Consider the following 21,453-nt stretch of genomic DNA (forward strand, 5'->3'; position numbering starts at 1 on the left):
ATGTCAAAAATAAGAGAAACACTGAGTAGATGGGAAGGAAAATATTATAAACGAAAAATTCAAAAGACAGCAAAATGCTGTGGTGAAAATTTGTATTGTGGCGGAAAATCTTTTGTTACGTCAAATACAGAGCTTGGAACGAATGTGAATTTTAATGGGATGTCTATAATGGGGAGTGGGAGAATTGTAATTGGAGATAATTTCCATTCAGGACCGGGATGTCAGATAATTTCTTCTTTTCACAATTATGATACGGATGATGCGATTCCATATGGAAATCAGTATATCCATAAAGATGTTACAATTGGAGAAAATGTCTGGCTTGGAAATAATGTGATTATTTTAGGAGGAGTGGAAATTGGAGAGGGTGCAATTATCCAGGCTGGCAGTGTAGTCTGCAAGAATATTCCGGCTTACGCAATTGCAGGAGGACATCCGGCAGTTCAGTTTAAAAAACGTGATATAGAGCATTATGAAAAACTTAAAAGAGAGAAAAAATTTCATTAGATTCATATATAAGAAATAAAAAAGAAATGGAAGTATAATATGCGAATTTCAACATGGCTTCAAAAATATAAGGATATGGCACAGCCGGTAAAAGCTTCATTTTGGTTTACGGTTTGTAACGTTTTAAATAAAGGAATTGCACTGATTTCGACACCTGTTTTTGTCAGAATTTTGACAACGGATCAGTACGGTGATTATGCGGTATTTCAATCATGGTATAGTATACTGGTGATTTTTGCTACTTTAAATTTATTTACAGGTGAGTATGGAAAAGGACTGATAGAGTTTGATGATGATAAAGATTGCTTTACATCTTCTGTGCTAGGATTGACATCATTGATTACTTTATTAGTATTTGCAGTATTTGCATGTAACTTAACATTTTGGTCAGGAAAATTAAGCTTATCACCGATATTGATTATTGCATTGTTTGTGGAAATATTTACAATGTCTGCTTATGAATTCTGGTCAACGAAACAGCGGTTTGAGTATAAATATAGAAAAGTTGTGTTAAGTACACTGGGAATGAGTGTTGGAAGTATTCTGCTGGGAATTCTTTCAGTACTTGCCACAGATACGTATAAATTGGAAGCAAGGGTATTTTCCGATGTGTTTGTAAAAGCTGTTATTTCTTTGGTTGCATTTTTTGTAATCGTTAGAAATGGTAGAAAGTTGTTTGATAAAAAATATTGGAAATATGCGTTATTATTCAATTTGCCATTAATTCCACATTTTCTTTCAACAATGGTACTCAGTCAGTCAGATCGTATTATGATTAAAGATATGGTCGGAAGTTCGGCAGCAGCAGTATACAGCATAGCATATACTATTGGTACAATGGTTCAATTGATAACAAATGCGATTAATAATTCGTTTGTCCCATATACATATCAGGCATTAAAAGATAAGACTTATGGAGGAATAAAGAAGAATGCAACATTACTTTGTGTTTTTGTTGCAGTTTTAGTCGTTTTATCTATGGCATTTGCTCCGGAAATTATTTTGATTTTTGGAGGAAGAAAATATTATGAGGCAATTTGGGTTGTGCCACCAGTTGCGGTATCTATGTTTTTGATCTTTCTGTACTCGCTGTTCAGTAATATTGAATATTATTTTAAAAAGACAGGATTTATTGCGCTGGCATCTATCGTGTGTGCGGTTGCCAACTTAGGATTAAATAAAGTTTTTATCGAATTATTTGGATATTATGCAGCAGGTTATACAACATTGGTCTGCTATGGACTGTTAGCATTGATGCATTACTTCTTCTATCGAAAAGCGTTACATCAGGAAGGTGTTCGTGCATCAGAAGTATACGATATAAGACAGTTATTACTTATTTTGGCAGCTGTTTTAGGTGTAATGTTTGTAATGACATTTACATATAGACACATTGTGCTCCGGTATGCAATTGTTGCTGTTATCTTGATTGTATTGTTTGTGAAAAGAAAAATGATTATAGGATGGCTGAAAAATATTAAAAATTCTTAAAAGATCATTAGGGGGGAATTAATAGGTGAAAATTATTAATTATTTAAAACAAAATGGATTAAAAAGAGTGTTTTATGTGCTTTATCATTACAAAATGGATTTGATTTTACAAAAAGTATGTAATTGTTTCTTAAAACATAGACCATTAAAAGATATTATTATTATAGAAAGCCATAATGATTTTGATTGCAATGGTGGTGCATTTTATGATTATCTGATAAAAAATCATTATAATGATAGGTATAAAATTGTATGGCTTTTGAAAAATAAAGCACCGGAGTCATTGCCATATAATGTGGATTGGTGTTGGTTATACAAACCAAGTTTAAAGAAAGCGGTTTATGTGTGTACTGCAAAAATATTCACAGCAGATTGTGTAATTACTGAACGTATACGTTCAGACCAAAAATCATTTTATTTTACACATGGAGCAGTTTGTTTAAAAAGTGTAATAGGAAAAGGGCATCTTTCTGATAAGGTAGATTATATTTTAGCCCCATCAGAGTTTTATGGTCCCATTCAAGCAAAACAGGGAGGATTGCCTTTTCCTAACAATAGATTTTTGTATTTAGGATATCCTAGCTACGATAGACTTTTTACATCATCTGAAAATGAGATAGGAAAGGTAACGACTAAAAAGTATAAAAAAGTCATTTTATGGATGCCTACATTTAGAAAAGGTGGAGGATACAATAGAAATGATAGTACAAAAGAGCAACCTATGGGAATTCCTATTATAGAAACAGAAGATGAGTTAAGTAGTTTAAATGATGAATTAATGAAACTTGATATATTACTGATTATTAAAATTCATCCAATGCAAGATCCAGATACTATAAAAGTGCATGCCATGTCAAATATTTGTGTGTTAACAGGAGTTACTGTTAAAAAGTTGGAAGTTGACAATTATAGATTATTAAAAGATGCAGATGCACTGGTAAGCGATTATTCAAGTATTGCATATGATTACTTGATGTTAAATCGTCCCGTTGGATATGATTTCTCTGATTTAGTATGTTATACAAATGGATTAAGTGTAGATAATCCAGATGATTATATTGCCGGACCTAAAATTTATAACTATAATGAGCTTTTGACGTTTTTTAAAGATGTTGCGAATGAACACGACAAATATAAAAAGCAGAGAGAAGAACTTTGTGCGAAAATATATAAGTATAGAGATGGAGATAGTTGTAGGCGTATTGTTGAATTTATGGGATTATAAAAATATAATAGGGGTATTTGAAAAATTAGATCATTAGGAAGGATATATCAGTGATAAAGCAGAATATACCATGTAGTATTATTATGAATAGACATAAAAATCAAACGTTTATTAAAGGTATGGAATCGGGACGTAATTTTGGAATTGATTTTTTACGGATCGTCTCTATGTTTATGGTTGTTTGCTTGCATATGCTCGGAAGAGGTGGAATTCTGGATTATGCCCCTTTTTTATCTGGAAGATATGAAGTTGTGTGGTTGGTTGAAATAGCTGCTTACTGTGCGGTAAACTGTTATGCTTTAATTTCAGGTTATGTTGGAATACATGGAAAATATCGATATTCCAATTGGGGAATTTTATGGTTGAGAGTATTGTTTTATTCGGTACTGATTACAGTGTTTTTTAGAATCGTTGCACCTTCAACAGTAGGAAGGTATGAGTGGGTGTGTGCATTTTTCCCGGTATCAAAAGAACAATACTGGTATTTTACAGCATATACAGGATTATTTCTTTTGATACCAGTGCTTAATTTCTTCATGTTGCATGCTTCGAGAAAACAATTAAAACTTGTAGTTATGCTTGGAATTATTCTGTATTCTATATTGCCGGAAATATTCAGACGGGATATTTTTATTACGAAAGAGGGATATAGTCCAATCTGGATGATCGTTTTATATATTATCGGTGGTTACCTTGGAAAATACCAGGGATGGAAAAAAAAATCAAAACGACATCTTGGTTTTATTTATATCGTATGTATAGTGGTAACTTGGCTAGGAAAATTTGTGATTGAACATCATCGTTTTTTTGTGAGCGGAGATACGAATCAGACAACATTTCTAGTGAGTTACACATCACCAACCATACTATTGGCCGGAATTGCACTGGTTATACTTTTTTCAAAGTTAAATGTAACCGAAAAGTGGAAGAAGTTTATAAAACTATTTGCACCGGTTTCATTCAGTGTATATTTGATACATTTCCATCCATTGGTGAAAACATATATATTGCAGGATCGTTTAAAGGGACTATTAAATTATAATGTGATGCTGATGTTACTGGCATTTCTGGCAATTGTTGTCTCGGTATATTTTATATGTTCCTTTATTGATATGATCAGAGAATATATATTTAAAAAATTGAAAGTGAAAGAGAAACTAGTAAAACTGGAACATAAATATCTTGGAAATACCTGGGATAACTTAGAAAGAAAGGGTTAACAAATGGAATCAGTATCTATGAAAAAAATGTGGGACTCTATCTGGAAACATAAAAAAATCATAATTATATTTGTACTATTGTGTTTGGCTGCAGGAGTCGGTTTGGGTGTAAAGAAAGCAAGATCGGTATCATCAGCTTCTGAATTGCAGGAGATTGAAGATTATAAGAGTGGGTTGGATAAATACAAAGATGTTATGGATAATATTTTAGCCAATATGTCAACAACACAGGAGCAAATTGACAATTTGCAGAAATATTGTGATTCATCCATATATATGAACATAGATCCGTTAAATGTTAACGTTGCTTCGGTGCAATATCGTATACTGATGAGTGATGGATCTGATACGCAAGGAAATTCATCAGTAGCAAATGAAAAAAGTGCAGACATCATGAATGAGTTAACAGCATACGTAAAAAATGGTGATTGGAAAGTTGCGGCAGAAGAAGAACTAAGCGATGTGCCAGTGGAATATTTGTCGGAAGTGGTTGGAAGTACGTCAACAGGTAATATTTTTACATTAACAGTTATGCATTATGATGCAGACCAAGCTGCGAAAATCTGCAAAGTAGTTGACGAACAGATACAGAAATATGCGGCTTCTACGTTAAAAGAAAATGGCGAATTTTCATTTTCAACTATTATGAGTAATCAAACGGTTATGGCACTACCAGAAGTTCAGAGTACTCAAAACAGTTATCTTACTTCTTTACAAAATTACAAAGATAGTTTATCTGAACTGAAAAAGAATGAGTTATCACAACAGGTATCTGAAAAGACCTATAGAAAGGATTATAAACCAGACAGCATGGATGCACCAAGTGCAAAAAAAGTGCTGGTTCAGTATGCCGCTCTGGGAATCATTGCCGGACTGGTGATCAGTTGTGCTCTATTAGCGCTTTTATATGTGTTAAGTGATAAATTAAAAGGAAAAGAAAATATAAAGGCGGCCGGAATTACTGTTCTTGGTAATTATTCCGCAAAAGAGGGATATCGTCCGGCATTGGAACGCGAAATGATAGATTTTGATCTGATCAGAAAAGAACGTTCTGTTGAACAGGTATTTTTTGGAATGTTGAGTGATGCGGAAATTGTACAGAAAGCTGTGCAGGAATATCAGGCTGCAATGGAAAAGAAATCACTTGCTGTAGAAGTCGGAAGCAATATTGAGAATGATTCTGAGATGATGAAGCGATTCGTTGAAATTGGAAACTGTATTTTATTTGTTGAAGTCGGAAAAACCACATACACACAGATCAAAGCTTATTTGGAAATTTGCAAAAAATTTAATGTTTCTGTTTTAGGATGTGTTGTAGTTGAATAATTATGAAAATATTAAGTAAAACAAAACGGAAAATGTTGTCCGGAATAAATAAACCGAGTGCAGGAGAACAATTGTACCTGTTGGCATTTTTTATTTTTCTGATTAGTGAGACGTTTTCGACAACCATGTTTCAACTTCCGGGGAGTGCATATACACTTTGCAAAGCAGTGGCATGTTTATTGCTGATTATAAAAGTGTTTCGCTTTGATGAATTTTCGAGAAGAACATTTTTTATATTTGTATTGTTAATACTGGAAGCTATTCTGGTATATGTTAATTCCGGATATATGGAAGTATTCTTTTGGGTACTTTTTGTGATGGGCGCAAAAAACGTTTCATTTAAGAAAATACTGAAGGTATATCTGATCGTTACGATCAGCATTGTGCTTTTAGCTTTTTGCGCATCCATGTTGCAGGTGATAGAAAATCTGCAGTATACCAGAGGTGATGGAAAACGGGTCAGAAATTCATTTGGTGCAATTTATACAACGGATTTTGCATCACATATTTTTATGATCACGATGTCTGCGTTTTATTTGCTGAAGGACAAACTGAAGACATGGCATTTTATTCTTGGAGCGGTTGTGGGAGTATTGGTTTACTGGTTTTGCAATACACGTCTGGATATGGGCTGTCTGTTTCTTATGCTGATCTGTTTTTATTGCATCAGCCAGAGATATGTTGCAAACGGTAGAAATATTTTCAGTACAGGAAAAGCAAAGAAGGCTTTACCTTACAGCATGCCAATTGCAGCAGGATTTATGTTTGTTGTATCCTATTTTTACAGTTCTGGAAATCCTATTTTCCTGGCATTAGACAGTTTTATGTCAACTAGATTGAAATTGGGGCATAAGGGATTGATGAAATATGGAATGACATTATTTGGACAGTCGATAAAAATGGTTGGAAATGGTGGGACTACAAAGATATCGGCTTCCCAATATTTCTTTATAGACTGTTCGTACCTGTATATTTTTCTGCGATATGGAGTGTTTTTTTTACTGATCACATTGGCGGTATACATGATGTGCTGCAAAAAGTTTCAAAATGATCCGTATTTTATAGTGGTTATCATTCTGATATCTATTAATTGTATGATTGCGCATCATATCATAGAATTAACGTACAATCCATTTGCACTGGCATTATTTGCAACGGCACCGCATCTGGAACAAAGATACTGTAGGAGTAATAATAATAAATGGTCAAGATTAAATCTGTTAAAGTAAATTTTATAATGAATATGATTCTCACGGCATCTACATTCATTTTTCCGCTGATCACATTGCCGTATATCACGCGTGTGCTTTCGGTAGAAGGTGTTGGTAAGGTAAACGTAGCTACTTCGATTGCTCAGTATTTTTCTATGGTAGCGATGCTTGGCGTGCCAACTTATGGTATTCGTGCATGTGCACAGGTAAGAGATGACAGAGAGAAGCTGACCAAAACAGTACAGGAGATTCTATTGCTGAATCTCCTTATTTCTGTTTTTGTGTATGCTGCTTATTTTGTGGCAATATGGAAAGTGCCGAAGATACACAATGATGCTGCTTTATACTGGATCATGAGTTCTACGATTATTTTTAATGTAATTGGTGTGGAATGGCTGTATAAAGGTTTGGAGCAGTATACTTATATTACAGTGCGGTCGATTATCTTTAAAGCAATCGGTCTGGTGCTGATGTTCCTGTTTGTCAGACATCAGGGAGATTACGTTATCTATGGAGCAATCAGCATTGTGGCTACGGTTGGATCTAATTTCCTGAATTTTATTAATCTGAGAAAGTATGTTAATCTGCGACCGGTAGGTCATTATGATTTAAAACACCATTTCAAAGAAGTAATGATTTTCTTTGCAATGGCAGCAGCAACGACAATTTATACGAATCTGGATAACGTTATGCTTGGTTTCCTGAAAAATGAAACGCAGGCAGGCTATTATGGAACATCCATAAAAATTAAAGGATTACTGGTAAGTTTTGTTACAGCTTTGAGTACTGTATTGCTGCCAAGGGTTTCTTATTATATTGAGCGTGGAATGAAAGAGGAATTCAAACGGGTGAGCAGAAAAGCATTACATTTTGTGGTGCTGCTTGCGCTACCGGTGACGGTATATTTTATTTTGTATTCCAGGGAGTCTATCTTTTTGCTGGCCTCCAAAACATATGAAAATTCTATTATACCAATGCAGATCATTATGCCTACAGTACTTCTGATCGGCCTGACAAATGTTTTAGGATTGCAGATCATGGTGCCGATCGGAAAAGAAAAAATGGTATTTTATTCTGTACTTGCCGGAGGAATTGCAGATTTTGTTGCAAATATGATTTTTATTCCAACAATGTCGGCAGCTGGTGCTGCGCTTGGAACACTGATCGCAGAGACTGTTGTTCTGATTGTTCAGCTCATTGTATTGCGTGACTGGATCAGGGATTTGTTTTCAGAAGTACAATGGGTAAAAGCATGTGTATCTACCGCGGTAGCAGGAGTTGCCTGTTATGGAGTAAAAGCACTGAATTTATCAAATTTTATAGCCCTAGTAATATCGGTATGTGTTTTTGGAGCAGTATATGCGGTATTACTTTTGATTATGCGGGAACCGTTATTCCTTGAGGTATTACAGGATGTATTGCATGGGAAAGTGAAACGTGGAAAGGCAGAGAAAGATGGAGAATAACATTGTCATTTCTTTTATTATACCGGCACATAATTCAGAAAAGTTTCTGAAAAGATGTGTGGAAAGTGTAGTAAAAGAGGAAAAGCAACCAAAAGATAACAACCTGGCTGAAGTCATAATTATAGAGAATGGTTCTTCCGATCATACAAAACAGATTGGAACAGCTTTGGCTGAAAAGTATGAGAATGTTTTTCTGATCTGTTCTGAAAAAGGTGTTTCGAATGCAAGAAATGCTGGAGTAAAAGCTGCACATGGAGAATGGATTTTTTTCCTGGATGCAGATGACTATCTTCCAGCAGGAACTTTGCAGAAATTATTGGATACGGTAAATAGCGGAAAAGCGGCAGATCTGTATATTTTCAGTTATGAAAAAGGAAATGCGATCGTAAATGTTGCAACTGGAGAAAATGCAGACGGTTATGAAGGAACCGGGGTACGGGAATGCCTTGCAGGAATGCTCAGGAACCCGACACGCTGCATGGCTGTCTGGGGTAAATTGTTCCGGCATAGTATTATTCAGCAATCTTCATTAGATTTTAATAAAAAATTAAGCCTGGCTGAAGACAGTGATTTCCTGATTCGGTATATAATAAAATGTGGCAGGATCATTTTTTCACAGGAATCCTGTTATCATTATTCTACGGATGCAGGTTCTGCAATGCGGACATATGACGGGAAGAAGACGGAAGGATACCTGTTATCTCTGCAGACAACACAGAATGCGATACCAGAGAATGACCAACAGTTATATCAGGCTTATCAGGTGTATATTTTAATGCATCTGAATATAATGATGGTCAGAGAAGTATTTTCCGCGGGAAACAGAGTGGCTTTTTCAGAAAAGGTGAAGGCATTGAAGAAGCTTCTGCGGGAGGAAATATTTCAGAAAGCATTGCAGGCTGTACCGGTAGCTTCCTGCAGATCTGCGCGTATGATGCCAATATTGCTTTTAAAATTTCAGCAATATTATTTGTGTGGAAAAGTGTATGAACTGCGTGCAAAGCAGAATGAAAAAAAAGAAATGCGGACAGAGGATTAGGTTGATGGAAGAGAACTACTATGTGGATGTAAATATGCAAAGGAATGGTAAAACGAAAGCGCAGATTCATGCGGCATCACCAAAAAATGCAATTATTCTGGCCGCCGGATATGGTATGCGGATGGTTCCAATCAATACAGAAGTGAGCAAAGGACTTCTAGAGATTCACGGGGAACCACTAATCGAAAGGTTGATCCGGCAGCTTCATGAAGCGGAAATATACGATATATATATCGTAGTTGGATTTATGAAAGAAAGATATGAATATCTGATTGATGAATATCGGGTGGAGTTGATCGTAAATCCGGAATATACAACGAAAAATAACCTGTATTCACTGAAATGTGCAGAAAAATATATTTCAAATACGTATATTGTTCCATGTGATATCTGGTGTGAACATAATCTGTTCCGAAAACAGGAATTATACTCCTGGTACATGGTAAATAATTCTTTAAAACCAGACAGCTGTGTCTTAGTAAATCAAAATATGGAACTGAATCTGATATCAGAGACAGATGCCGGAAATGGTATGATTGGTATTTCTTATTTGACAGGAAAGGAAGCGCAGCTGGTAAAACAACGGATAAAAGAGATGTGCAGTACATCCTGTTATACGAGTGCATTCTGGGAAGAAACGCTGTATGAAAAAAGAAAAATGATCGTGCCGGCCAGAGTAGTAGATGAAGCAGATGTAGTAGAAATTAATACATTTGAACAGTTACGGGAGTTGGACAGCGGTTGTGATCAGTTAAAAACAGATGCGATTCAGATTATTGAAGAAGTGTTCCAGGTGTCGCAAAAGGATATAAAGAATATTACGGTTCTGAAAAAGGGAATGACCAACCGGTCATTTTTATTTGAATGCAAAGAGAAAAAGTATATTATGCGAATCCCCGGTGAGGGGACAGATAAACTGATCAACAGACGTGAGGAAGCAGAAGTTTATCAGAAGATAGCAGATTATCATATATGTGACCGGGTAATTTATATGAATCCGGAGAACGGATATAAAATTACAGAATATATGAACTCTGTCAGAAACTGCGATGCAGAGCAGATGGAAGATGTGAAGAAATGTATGAAAAAGTTGCGCGAGTTTCATGAATTAAAGCTGAAGGTCAATCACGAATTTGATTTGTTTGAACATATTCAATTTTATGAGCAATTGTGGGAGGGAAGCCCTTCCACTTTTAAAGATTATGCGGAGACGAAAAGGAAAGTATTTTCGCTGAAATCGTATGTGGAACAGTATTGTGGGCAGAAAGTACTGACACATATTGACGCTGTTCCGGATAATTTTCTGTTTTGGGAGAAAAATCCGGAAGAAACTGACATCAGGCTGATTGACTGGGAATATGCAGCAATGCAGGATCCGCATGTGGATATTGCGATGTTTTGCATTTATGCTATGTATAACAGAACACATATTGATCAGACAATCGATGCTTATTTTACAGAGGGGTGTGCAGAAAACATCCGTATAAAAATTTATGCATATATAGCGATATGTGGTTTATTGTGGAGCAACTGGTGCGAATATAAGCGAAATCTTGGTGTTGAATTTGGAGAATATTCGCTACGGCAATACAGATATGCAAAAGAGTATTATGCGATTGTAGAGACTGAGAGAAGAAAAGTGGAGATATAGGAACATGTATAAAGTAGAAAGAGCAATCATTATGGCTGCGGGAAAAGGAACCCGAATGAGACCGGTAACGCTGCATACACCAAAGCCATTGGTAAAAGTAAATGGAAAGAGAATGATCGACAGTGTAATTGAAGCGCTGCATAAAAATGGAATATCTGAAATTTATATTGTAGTTGGATATCTGAAAGATCAATTTGAGATATTGCCCAAAGAATATGAAAACGTGAAGCTCATTGAAAATCCATTTTATGACACCTGTAATAATATTTCATCATTATATGTGGCAAGAGATTATATAGAAAATGCCATTATATTGGATGGAGACCAGATCATTTACCATGAGAAAATTCTGGCCCCGGAATTTGATAGATCCGGATACAATGCAGTTTGGACAGATGACGAGACAGAGGAATGGCTGATGACGGTGGAAAAAGGGATTGTTACTTCATGTAGCAGAACCGGTGGAAAAGGCGGATGGCAGCTGTATTCTGTATCAAGATGGAACGAAGCAGATGGAAAGCGTCTGAAACATCACCTGGAACTGGAATTTAATGAGAAATATAACCGACAGATTTACTGGGATGATGTTGTAATGTTTTGTCATGCGGACGAGTATGAACTGGGTATTCGTCCGATGAATGCGGATGATGTAATTGAAATCGATAATCTGGAGGAACTGATAGCATTAGATGGATCATATAAAGATATGTGATGAAATGCAGGGGAGGAGAAATGAAGAAGAAAATAGACTGGATGGTCACGTTAGTGCCATTTATTATTGGGCATACTGGATGGTATGGTGTGTTGCTGCTCCGTTTTTTATTGGCAATATTTCAAAGGGAAGAACGATAAAACAGACAATACTTGGAGGATACGTTTTTGGTGTTGGCTCAACAATTGTAAGCTTTATTGTGCTGGGCAATTATTCCCTGGGATTGCAGGTAGCAGGAAGAGTAGATTTTATTGCTCAGTTTAAGGCAAACGGAGATTTGTATGATTTGATCCTTAATATTATACAGACAATGCCTTGTGCACCTTTTATTCTGATTCTCACTTTTGTATGTATGATTGCATTCTATGCAACATCCTTTGATTCTATAGCGTATACCGCAGCATGCTATAGCTATAAAGAACTTGGAGAAAATGAACATCCGCACACATTAATTACATTATTATGGTGTGTTCTGTTAATTGTGTTACCGATCGCACTTGTTTTTTCAGAAAGTTCTATGGGAAATATTCAGTCGATCAGTATTATTTCGGCGTTTCCGATTGGAATCATCATGATTCTGATGATATGGAGCTTTTTTAAAGATGCGAAAAAGCATATCAGTAAAAGTGATACAAGATAGTTACAGTGACTTAATAAAAAATTAAAAATAAAAAGGTACAGAAAAAGATGGTTTGAGTATATAATATACTTGTATAAAAATGGTCAAATCTATCATAATGATAAAAATAGGAAATGCAGACAGATTATTTTAGGAGTAAAAGAAAATGTACAGAGTTCTTGTATTTGGAATGACAGAAAATCCCGGTGGTGTGGAAAGTGTGATCATGAACTATTACCGGTGTATTGATAAAACAAAAATACAATTTGACTTTCTTTGTAATTTTCATGAAGATGCGGCGTATGAGGACGAACTGACTGCCATGGGCGGTAACGTTTTTCATATTACAGCCCGCAGTGAAAATTATGGAAAATATAAAAAGGAATTAAAAGCATTTTTTAAAGATTCACAGGGAACATACGATGCGATCTGGGTAAATGTCTGTAGTCTGGCTAATATTGATTATTTGATTATGGCAAAAAAATATGGCATCCCACGGAGAATTATTCACAGTCATAATTCACAGAATATGGACAGTAAACTGCGTGGCATGTTGCATGAAAGAAATAAAAAACGCATTGATAAATTTGCAACCGATTTTTGGACATGCTCAGAAGATGCAGCAAAATGGTTTTATGAAGACCGATTGCTGCCGAAGGTTGTAATGATTCGAAATTCCATATCGGTGGATCGCATGGCTTTTGATGAAGAAAAGCGCAGAAACTATCGGGAAAAGCTGCAGTGTGATGAACGAACATGGGTGATTGGTAATGTCGGCAGATTACATTTTCAAAAAAATCAGAAGTTTTGTCTGGATATCTTTCAGCATTTTCTGAAAAAATATCCGAATGCCTGTCTGGTTTTGATCGGTCAGGGTGAGGATGAAACAGACCTGAAAATGCTGTCAGCACGTTATGGAATCAGTGAAAAAGTGTATTTTGCAGGAATGCAGACAGACATTTGTGGCTGGTTAAGTGCATTTGATACTTTTTTGTTCCCGTCAAAATTCGAGGGATTGCCAATCGCTGCCTTAGAAGCACAGGCAAATGGTGTTCCGATGCTTGCTTCGGCAAAAGTAATCCCACAGGAAGTGAAGATTAATTCCAACTTTGCATTCCTGGATCTGGATGAAGGGTCAGAAGTATGGAGTGAGCATTTGAGTCAGATGCAGAAAACGGCAAAACGTCTGGATGTTTCGGAAGTAAAACAAAATTTTACAGAAAAAGGATATAATATCGAGACGGAAACCGTGAAATTAGAGAAACTGTTTTTAAAGGATGTAAGATGAAGAAATATCAAATTGTAGAAATTTCTGAAAATTATAATCATGCGGGAACGAAAGCAACGCAGGATATTGCAGAGGTTGCAGATGTTCTGAAGTATGAAAGAATCCTGATCCGCATGAATACGACAAAAAGAACGAAGCTTGCAAAAGTACAGCGTCAGATTGGCTATCGGAAAGACTGGGCAGAATGTCTGAAAAGAGTAGAAGAAAATTCGGTTATTCTGCTACAGCATCCGTTTCATTATCCGCAGTTGACCAGAGAGAAAACACTGACGGAATTAAAAGAAAAAAAACATGTAAAATTTATCAGTCTGATTCATGATGTAGAGGAATTGCGGGCATTTCGTTACAATGATTATTATAAAGGTGAATTTGAATTTATGCTGCGAATTGCAGATGTACTGATCGTACATAATGCAGTGATGAAACAGTTTTTTATAGAACGCGGTGTATCAGAAGAGAAAATTGTGACACTTGAGATTTTTGATTATCTGCAAAAAGGAAGTGTTATCAATATACCAAAGTTTGAAAAAGCGATTACAGTAGCTGGAAATCTTGATACAGAAAAATGCGGGTATGTCGGTCAGCTTGGCGAACTAAGCGGTGTCAGTGTGAAACTGTATGGCATGAATTATGACAAAAAGATGGATCAATGCGAAAATGTACAGTATTTTGGAAGCTTCCCATCGGATGAGATTCCGGGAAAACTGACAAGTGGATTTGGTCTGGTATGGGACGGTGCAAGTATTGATGGTTGTGTCGGACAGTCCGGACAATATCTGCGATATAATAACCCGCACAAACTTTCACTGTATTTGTCGAGTGGCTTGCCGGTTATTATCTGGAAAGAAGCTGCGGAGGCAGATTTTGTAGAGAAACAGGGAGTAGGAATTTGCGTAGATTCTTTAAAGGAATTATCTGCAAAATTTGAAATGTTGGATGAGAACGCGTATAATAAATACGCTGAATCTGTAAGAGAACTTTCTGAAAAGCTGAGAACAGGTCAGTTTGGCAAATATGCAATATTGTCAGCAGAGGATATATTAAAATTATGAGTAAGAAAAATATAAAAGTATTAGTTGCCGCACATAAGAAATATTGGATGCCGTCGGATGAGATGTATTTACCGTTACATGTTGGTCATGCGATTGCAAAACAGGAGATTGGATTTCAGGGGGATGACAGCGGCGAAAATATATCAGCAAAAAATGCAAATTATTGTGAATTGACAGGAATATATTGGGCATGGAAGAATCTGGATGCGGATTATATTGGGTTAGTGCATTACAGACGGTACATTTCAAATAAAAATTCAAAGCTGGCAGCGATGCTGTGCCAGGATAAACAACGTGCGATTCTTACTTCAAAAAAGGCACAGGATGTCTTGGAGCATGCAGATGTAATCGTTCCGACGCGAAGAAATTATTATATTGAAACTTTATATAGTCATTATGAGCATACACATGATCACAGACATTTAGATATTACCGGGGAAATCATACAGTTGATATGCCCGGAATATTATGAGACTTACAAGAGAATGCTTCAGAGAAAAAGCGGACATATGTTTAATATGTTTATTATGAAGAAAGAGTTGTATCATGCATACTGTGAATGGCTGTTTGCAATATTGGGTCAGGTAGAGCAAAAAGTTGATACCAGTGCAATGACACCTTATGAAGCGAGGTTTATGGGACGAATCAGTGAATTGTTGCTGGATGTATGGATGGAATATAATCAGGTGAATTATAAAGAGTTGCCATGTATTCAGCTTGGAAAAGAGAACTGGCCCAAGAAGATTAAATCTTTTCTGGCAGCGAAATTTAAGAACCAAAAGTATGGACAGAGTTTCTGATTATTTGTAATGGAGAGCGGATATGCAGGCAATATTGATATTGGCACACAGAGTAAAACTTGCTAATATGGAGCTTAAAATAAAAAGTTTGAGCTTGTATATGGGATGTTTTACAGGTGTGGCAGTACTTCTGATCATTCTTTTTAAAATATTAGGTCTGGCACCATTTGGTGGTTCTACACTGGCAAGCGCAGATGTATACTATCAATACATGGATTTTTATGCCTGGTTTCATGATGTATTGCATGGAAGCAACAATATTGGCTATACGTTTGGCAAGACACTGGATGGAACAAATATCACAGTATTCAGTTATTATCTGGCATCTCCATTAAATTTGCTGGTGTATTTTTTTGATAAAACGCAATTACATACGTTTTTTGATTTGATGATCCTGATCAAACTTGCACTGGCATCTATGACTTGAGGAATCTGGCTAAACAGAAGATTTGAAAATCAGTTGGGACGTGTATGGATCTGGTTCCTTTCTATGGGATCTGGATTGTGTCAGTATGGTTTGGCACAGAGCAGTAATGTAATGTGGCTGGACGGTGTGATCTTACTTCCATTGATCTTACTAGGTATTTATCGTCTGATCTGGAAAAAGAATCTGTGGCATCTGAGTCTTTGTGTTGGAATATCGATTTCCTTAAATTGGTACACAGGCGGAATTAACTGCATTTTCACTGGAATCTGGGTATTTCTGGAAATGTTTTTGTTTGTGGAGGCAAAAAAGCAGGTAAACAGATGCTGTGTATTATGCTGGGTGTGGCAGTTATTGGAGAACTTGTAGCAGATAGTACCATTCTTCTGAAACAATACAAATTAGATAATGTAGAAGAATTCAAATCTTATGAAAAAAATCAACAGGCGCAGATTGATGAGATTTTGACAATATATAGTAATAGTTGAATATTCTATTGACATTTTCTGGAAAAAGAGTAAAAATCTTAAGAGTGATTGAGTAAAAGACCGATATGCAGAGAAATCTGTGAGAGCCTTTTGCAGAAAGGTGGGTTTATGAAATTAAAAAAAGTAATAGTGGGATTGGCAGCAGTATCCCTGATGGCTGGCATGTGTGCAGTACCGGCACTGGCAGCAGAAATATCAAATGATAACAGTGGGGCAGAGATTGCAGTATTATCAGATGAGAATACAAATCAGGAAAGTGAACTGCCAACATTGGAAATTCGTCATAATGGTCATATTGATGAAGTTACAAATTATACGGTTGGTGATAGTGAAAAAGGAGATGACTGGGAGACAGTAACTTATAAATGTGATGTTGAACAGGCACAGAACATGGTAAATGTACATAAAACACATGAGGCAGATATGTGGAATAAGGATTATACAGTAGATATTTCTGCAAAGCCTGGTGTGAAAGGAACAAAAAGTATCCATTGTACAGATAATGATTGCTATGAAGTGACGGATGTAACTGATACAGAATGGGTACCTGTTTCTGGAATTGTATTTAATACAGATAAAAAATACGTGACAGATGATACACCATTTGAATTAGATGCTACTATTTATCCGGAAGATGCATCTGATCAGGATCTGATCTGGGAATCTTCTGATCCTTCTGTTATTTCAGTTGATGAGAATGGTACGGTTACACCGATTAAAAATGGTACAGCAACGATTACTGCTTATGATTCTGAAATGAAAGTATCAGCTTCCTGTGAAGTTACAGCCGATATGTTGAATGGTATTTGCAAAAATACGGCAGATGGAAATTGGTATTACTACCGAAATGGTATCATAGATCGTACTTATACCAATGTTGGAAAAAATGCAAATGGTTGGTGGTATGTAAAAAATGGTCAGGTAGATTTTTCCTATACAGGTGTAAAAAGCAATGAAAATGGCTCCTGGAGAATTGTCAGAGGAAAAGTTGATTTTAACTGTAATGACATTGTAAAGAGTGAAGACGGCTGGTGGTATGTTCGCGGAGGAAAAGTAGATTTCGGACACAGCGGTGTGGATAAAAATGTCAATGGCTGGTGGCGCATTGTAAATGGAAAAGTTGATTTCAATTGTAACAGTGTAGAAAAAAATCATCTTGGCTGGTGGTATATCCGCGGAGGAAAAGTAGATTTCGGTTATACAGGAGTAGCGAAAAACCGTCTTGGCTGGTGGCGCATTGTAAATGGAAAAGTTGATTTCAATTGTAACAGTGTAGAAAAAAATCATCTTGGCTGGTGGTATATCCGCGGAGGAAAAGTAGATTTCGGTTATACAGGAGTAGCGAAAAACCGTCTTGGCTGGTGGCGCATTGTAAATGGAAAAGTTGATTTCAATTGTAACAGTGTAGAAAAAAATCATCTTGGCTGGTGGTATATCCGCGGAGGAAAAGTAGATTTCGGCTATACAGGAGTAGCAAAAAATGCTAACGGTTGGTGGAAAATCGATAATGGTAAAGTGAATTTTGGATTCAATGGTATTGGTGTAAATAATAATGGAGCCTGGTATATCCGTGGAGGAAAAGTTGACTTTGGTTATAATGGAAATATAAAATGGAACGGTACAGATTGTTATGTCGCAAATGGAAAAGTGACCATGAGTGGTGTAAGTGTACAGATTTCATCCCGAGCAGCTTATGCATCCAGTGATACAAACTGGTTGATCGTAACGGATACATCTGCTTGTAAAGTTGCTATTTTTGCAGGTTCAAAGGGAAACTGGTCTACCGTGAAATATATTTCGTGCAGTCCGGGCAAACCTTCCACTCCGACCGTCAAAGGAGAATTTAAAGTAACTGGTCGTGGTTTATCTTTTGGTAAACCAAGCTATGATTGCTGGTATTATACACAGTTTTATGGAGATTATCTGTTCCATTCTGTAATTTACAATAAAGGAAGTAAGACAAGTATTCAGGATGGACGTTTGGGAATGCAGTTATCTCATGGATGTGTCAGATTAAATATCAATGATGCAAAATGGATTTATGATAACATCCCAAATGGAACAAAAGTTATTGTATTCTAATATTCCAATTATAAAAATAGGGATTTCAGTTTATGCTGAAATCTCTGTTTTTTTAGTGGAAAACCTTGAACATTAAAAAAAAATATCCTATAATATAAAATTAGCTTATAAATAATTAGTTGGATAAATAAATGAGAAAGGAAAGACGGAAAGAGATGAGAAAATGGAAAAAACATATGTCAGCTCTGATCTGTTGTATCATGATCCTTGCTCTTGGCGCAGGCAATGTGTATGCAGCAGAAGTTTCTGATGTTTCTCAAAATGTAGAGGTAACAGAAGAGAACTTATCTGATCATATGGAAGAAGATGTGAATGAAAATGCTTCAGCGCAGGAAGCAGAAAATGAAGTAGAAACTGAAACAGAAGATCAGGATTGTGATTCTCAGATAGAAAATCAGAGTACAGCAGAGTCTGAAGCGGTAACAGACCGAAGTTTGAAAGATTTGATGGATGATATTAAAGATGACATCAATGATAATAAAAAGATAAAGACAGATAGTATTCCGGATTTAAGCTATGATGACAGATATTCGATTTGTTCTGAAGAACAGTATAATGATTATATCATAGCGGACGTTAGGACAGAGGAAAGTAAATCAAATCCGGTTACAAACGGAGTTGTACAAACGGAATTGGATGATTCTGTTTTAACAAAACTGGATGATGAAACAGTTGTGGCAAGTGGCGTTGGTACAGCAACGATAGTGTTAGAACCAAAAGAAGACACAGAGACAGAATATGATGAGATTGACCTTAAGGTTACGGTTGTTCCTGCAAAACTGACAATCATGTATTTAATGGGACAGAGTAATATGGAAGGAATGTGTTCTTCTAATACGGGGTATCAGTTAAATAATTCGGTTGCCTGTAAGGAAGGTACTGTATATTCTACCTATGCACCAACCGTATCCAGCTGGGCAAAAAATATTACCGGTATTAATTTTTCAAACATGTGTGATGCAGGAAATGCGTCTGATTTTGTTGCAGGATCATTAAGTGCGGATACTTCGGTATCTGGTAAAAAGCTGGAATATGAGTTAAATACATTGACGGCAGCAGGAAATGGAAAAACCGGACCGGACAGTGCACTGGCTTATAAATGGAATGAACTGACCGGAGAAAAAGTATGGACGGTAAATGTGGCATGGAGTGGATCTGCGATTGCAAGCTGGCAGCCGGGGCAGAGCAATTATGAGCGTGCTATGGCAGTCAGTAAGCTGGCACAGAAGGTATATCAGGCGGAAATTAATGCAGGACATTATACGGCAGGGAAACGTCTGATGTTCTGGTTACAGGGAGAAACGGAGGATCATTATCGTACAGCAGATGATTATTATGCTGATTTTTCCAACATGTATCGTAACATTACAAATAATTTAGCAATAGATAAATGCGGTATTATCATGCTGCGTTCTTCTGTTGGAACACGTGAGTACGAAGATGAGCTGATGATGACAGGTCCGCGTGCAGCTCAATATGGCATTGGCGGCAGTTCAAAATTCAACAATGTTTATGTAGTGACGAATGATAATGAAAATTGGGTAACAGATTCTGGAGTAAAAAATTATTTTTCTAAATATAATGGAACCTTCGATTATCCGATCCGCAATCTTTCGAGTAAAGTACCAACTGCGATCGCAGATGTGCATTATGATATTCATTATTCGCAGATTGGACATAATGAGAATGGACTGATGGCCGCGGAAGGAATGTATCAGGTAATTGAAGGTAAGGTAAATCACGCAAGTGTCACATGGAAAGACAGTAATGGAAAAAATATTACGCAGGCTTATGTACGACAGAACCATGAGACAACCGTAGTAGGTGTTACGACACCGGTTTATGGGGCAAAAAAAGTTTCTTATCATACAGCAGGAAATATTTTCTATAATTCAGAAACAGGAGTTTTAAAAGGGTTTCAAAAAGGCAGTAAAGGAACCATATATGCAACGTCAGGAGATAAAATCCAGGTCAATGTATTAGATGAATGGGATTATTCGGCAGAACTTGGAACGAATTTTACTGGCTTACATAAAGATGAGAATGGTACCTGGGTGTATGTCAGAAATGGTAAAGTGGATTTCGGCTATACCGGATTTGTCAAGAATGAAAATGGCTGGTGGTATGTGGAAAATGGAGTTATTACTTTCCAGAAAAAAGATGTGATTAAGGGTAACGTAAGCGGCGTGTATGCCTGGTGGTATGTAAAGGATAGCAAGGTACAGTTTGTTGATTCTGTAGAGAAAAACAGCAATGGCTGGTGGTATATCCATGATGGCAAGGTAGATTTTAACTACACAGGTGTGGCAAAGAATGAAAATGGCTGGTGGAGAATCGTAAGCGGAAAAGTTGACTTTGGATGCAACAGTGTAGAGAAAAATGAAAACGGCTGGTGGTATATCAGAGGCGGTAAGGTCGATTTTACATATACAGGAGTTGCAAAAAACAGTAACGGCTGGTGGCGTATTGTGAATGGCAAGGTCGATTTCAGCTGTAACAGCGTAGAAAAGAACGAAAATGGTTGGTGGTATCTCCATAATGGAAAAGTAAACTTTAGCCATAATGGTGTGGAAAAGAACAGCAATGGCTGGTGGCGCATTGAGAATGGAAAAGTCAATTTTAATTTTTATGGAGTAGCAAAGAATAGTAATGGCAGCTGGTATCTGGAAGGTGGAAAAGTCAATTTCGGATACAATGGAACGGTATGGTATCATAATCGTAATTGCCGTGTAACAAATGGATGGGTAGAAATTTAATGTAGATGTTGCAGTTCACTCATCACATGTATTCTGGTATGGTGCGTGTGAACTGTCGCATGTAGAGGGGACAAGGTGGAGAACAATAGATTTCCG

At 36.5% G+C, this 21,453-nt stretch carries 15 protein-coding genes and 2 pseudogenes; all 17 read left to right on the forward strand.

Translation table 11 applies throughout. The annotated features are described in order from the left end of the window. The 17 genes and pseudogenes from DXB15_RS08590 (at position 1) to DXB15_RS08670 (ending at position 21,357) form a co-directional block, all read left to right on the forward strand. A complete protein-coding gene (locus DXB15_RS08590) occupies positions 1-507 on the forward strand; it encodes an acyltransferase (RefSeq protein WP_199670982.1) in 507 nt (168 codons plus the stop codon). A gap of 39 nt (positions 508-546) precedes the next feature. Further along, positions 547-1,998, forward strand: coding sequence for a lipopolysaccharide biosynthesis protein (locus tag DXB15_RS08595; protein WP_118702692.1), 1,452 nt, complete (start codon positions 547-549; stop codon positions 1,996-1,998). A gap of 25 nt (positions 1,999-2,023) precedes the next feature. After that, on the forward strand, positions 2,024-3,223 hold the full coding sequence (locus DXB15_RS08600) for a CDP-glycerol glycerophosphotransferase family protein (RefSeq protein WP_118702693.1): 1,200 nt from the start codon (positions 2,024-2,026) through the stop codon (positions 3,221-3,223). A 50-nt stretch (positions 3,224-3,273) separates the two neighbouring features. Next, positions 3,274-4,443, forward strand: coding sequence for an acyltransferase (locus DXB15_RS08605; protein WP_147404792.1), 1,170 nt, complete (start codon positions 3,274-3,276; stop codon positions 4,441-4,443). Between the two features lie 102 nt (positions 4,444-4,545). Then, entirely contained in the window at positions 4,546-5,769 is a 1,224-nt protein-coding gene (locus DXB15_RS08610) for a hypothetical protein (RefSeq protein ID WP_147404793.1), read from the forward strand. An 80-nt stretch (positions 5,770-5,849) separates the two neighbouring features. Further along, entirely contained in the window at positions 5,850-6,998 is a 1,149-nt protein-coding gene (locus DXB15_RS16825; protein WP_146190176.1) for a hypothetical protein, read from the forward strand. Continuing rightward, a complete protein-coding gene (locus tag DXB15_RS08615) occupies positions 6,971-8,446 on the forward strand; it encodes a flippase (RefSeq protein ID WP_109214763.1) in 1,476 nt (491 codons plus the stop codon). The genes DXB15_RS16825 and DXB15_RS08615 overlap by 28 nt, the downstream gene beginning before the upstream one ends. Then, positions 8,436-9,485: a glycosyltransferase family 2 protein gene (locus DXB15_RS08620; RefSeq protein WP_118702696.1), complete on the forward strand. Its 1,050-nt coding sequence runs from the start codon at positions 8,436-8,438 to the stop codon at positions 9,483-9,485. Before DXB15_RS08615 ends, DXB15_RS08620 begins: the two co-directional genes overlap by 11 nt. Positions 9,486-9,489: 4 nt before the next feature. Further along, positions 9,490-11,136 carry an NTP transferase domain-containing protein gene (locus DXB15_RS08625; protein ID WP_242979785.1) on the forward strand — a complete coding sequence of 549 codons (1,647 nt, stop codon included), beginning with the start codon at positions 9,490-9,492 and terminating at the stop codon, positions 11,134-11,136. A 4-nt stretch (positions 11,137-11,140) separates the two neighbouring features. Continuing rightward, positions 11,141-11,848 carry an NTP transferase domain-containing protein gene (locus tag DXB15_RS08630; protein WP_109214760.1) on the forward strand — a complete coding sequence of 236 codons (708 nt, stop codon included), beginning with the start codon at positions 11,141-11,143 and terminating at the stop codon, positions 11,846-11,848. Positions 11,849-11,906: 58 nt separating this feature from the next. After that, positions 11,907-12,488 (forward strand): annotated as a pseudogene (locus DXB15_RS08635) (BCCT family transporter); the annotation flags it as partial. A 145-nt stretch (positions 12,489-12,633) separates the two neighbouring features. Continuing rightward, a complete protein-coding gene (locus DXB15_RS08640) occupies positions 12,634-13,755 on the forward strand; it encodes a glycosyltransferase family 1 protein (RefSeq protein ID WP_118702697.1) in 1,122 nt (373 codons plus the stop codon). Next, positions 13,752-14,807, forward strand: a complete 1,056-nt coding sequence (locus DXB15_RS08645) for a sugar transferase (RefSeq protein ID WP_118702698.1) — start codon at positions 13,752-13,754, stop codon at positions 14,805-14,807. The genes DXB15_RS08640 and DXB15_RS08645 overlap by 4 nt, the downstream gene beginning before the upstream one ends. Then, entirely contained in the window at positions 14,804-15,607 is an 804-nt protein-coding gene (locus DXB15_RS08650; RefSeq protein ID WP_109214757.1) for a DUF4422 domain-containing protein, read from the forward strand. The genes DXB15_RS08645 and DXB15_RS08650 overlap by 4 nt, the downstream gene beginning before the upstream one ends. A 100-nt stretch (positions 15,608-15,707) precedes the next feature. Then, positions 15,708-16,400 (forward strand): annotated as a pseudogene (locus DXB15_RS17275) (YfhO family protein). Between the two features lie 227 nt (positions 16,401-16,627). After that, positions 16,628-18,601, forward strand: coding sequence for a L,D-transpeptidase family protein (locus DXB15_RS08665; protein WP_118702701.1), 1,974 nt, complete (start codon positions 16,628-16,630; stop codon positions 18,599-18,601). A 155-nt stretch (positions 18,602-18,756) separates the two neighbouring features. Continuing rightward, on the forward strand, positions 18,757-21,357 hold the full coding sequence (locus DXB15_RS08670; protein ID WP_158582227.1) for a sialate O-acetylesterase: 2,601 nt from the start codon (positions 18,757-18,759) through the stop codon (positions 21,355-21,357). Positions 21,358-21,453: the final 96 nt, after the last annotated feature.

It is taken from the genome of Roseburia sp. OM02-15 (genome assembly GCF_003481835.1).
Classification (GTDB): Bacteria; Bacillota; Clostridia; order Lachnospirales; family Lachnospiraceae; genus Eubacterium_I; species Eubacterium_I ramulus_A.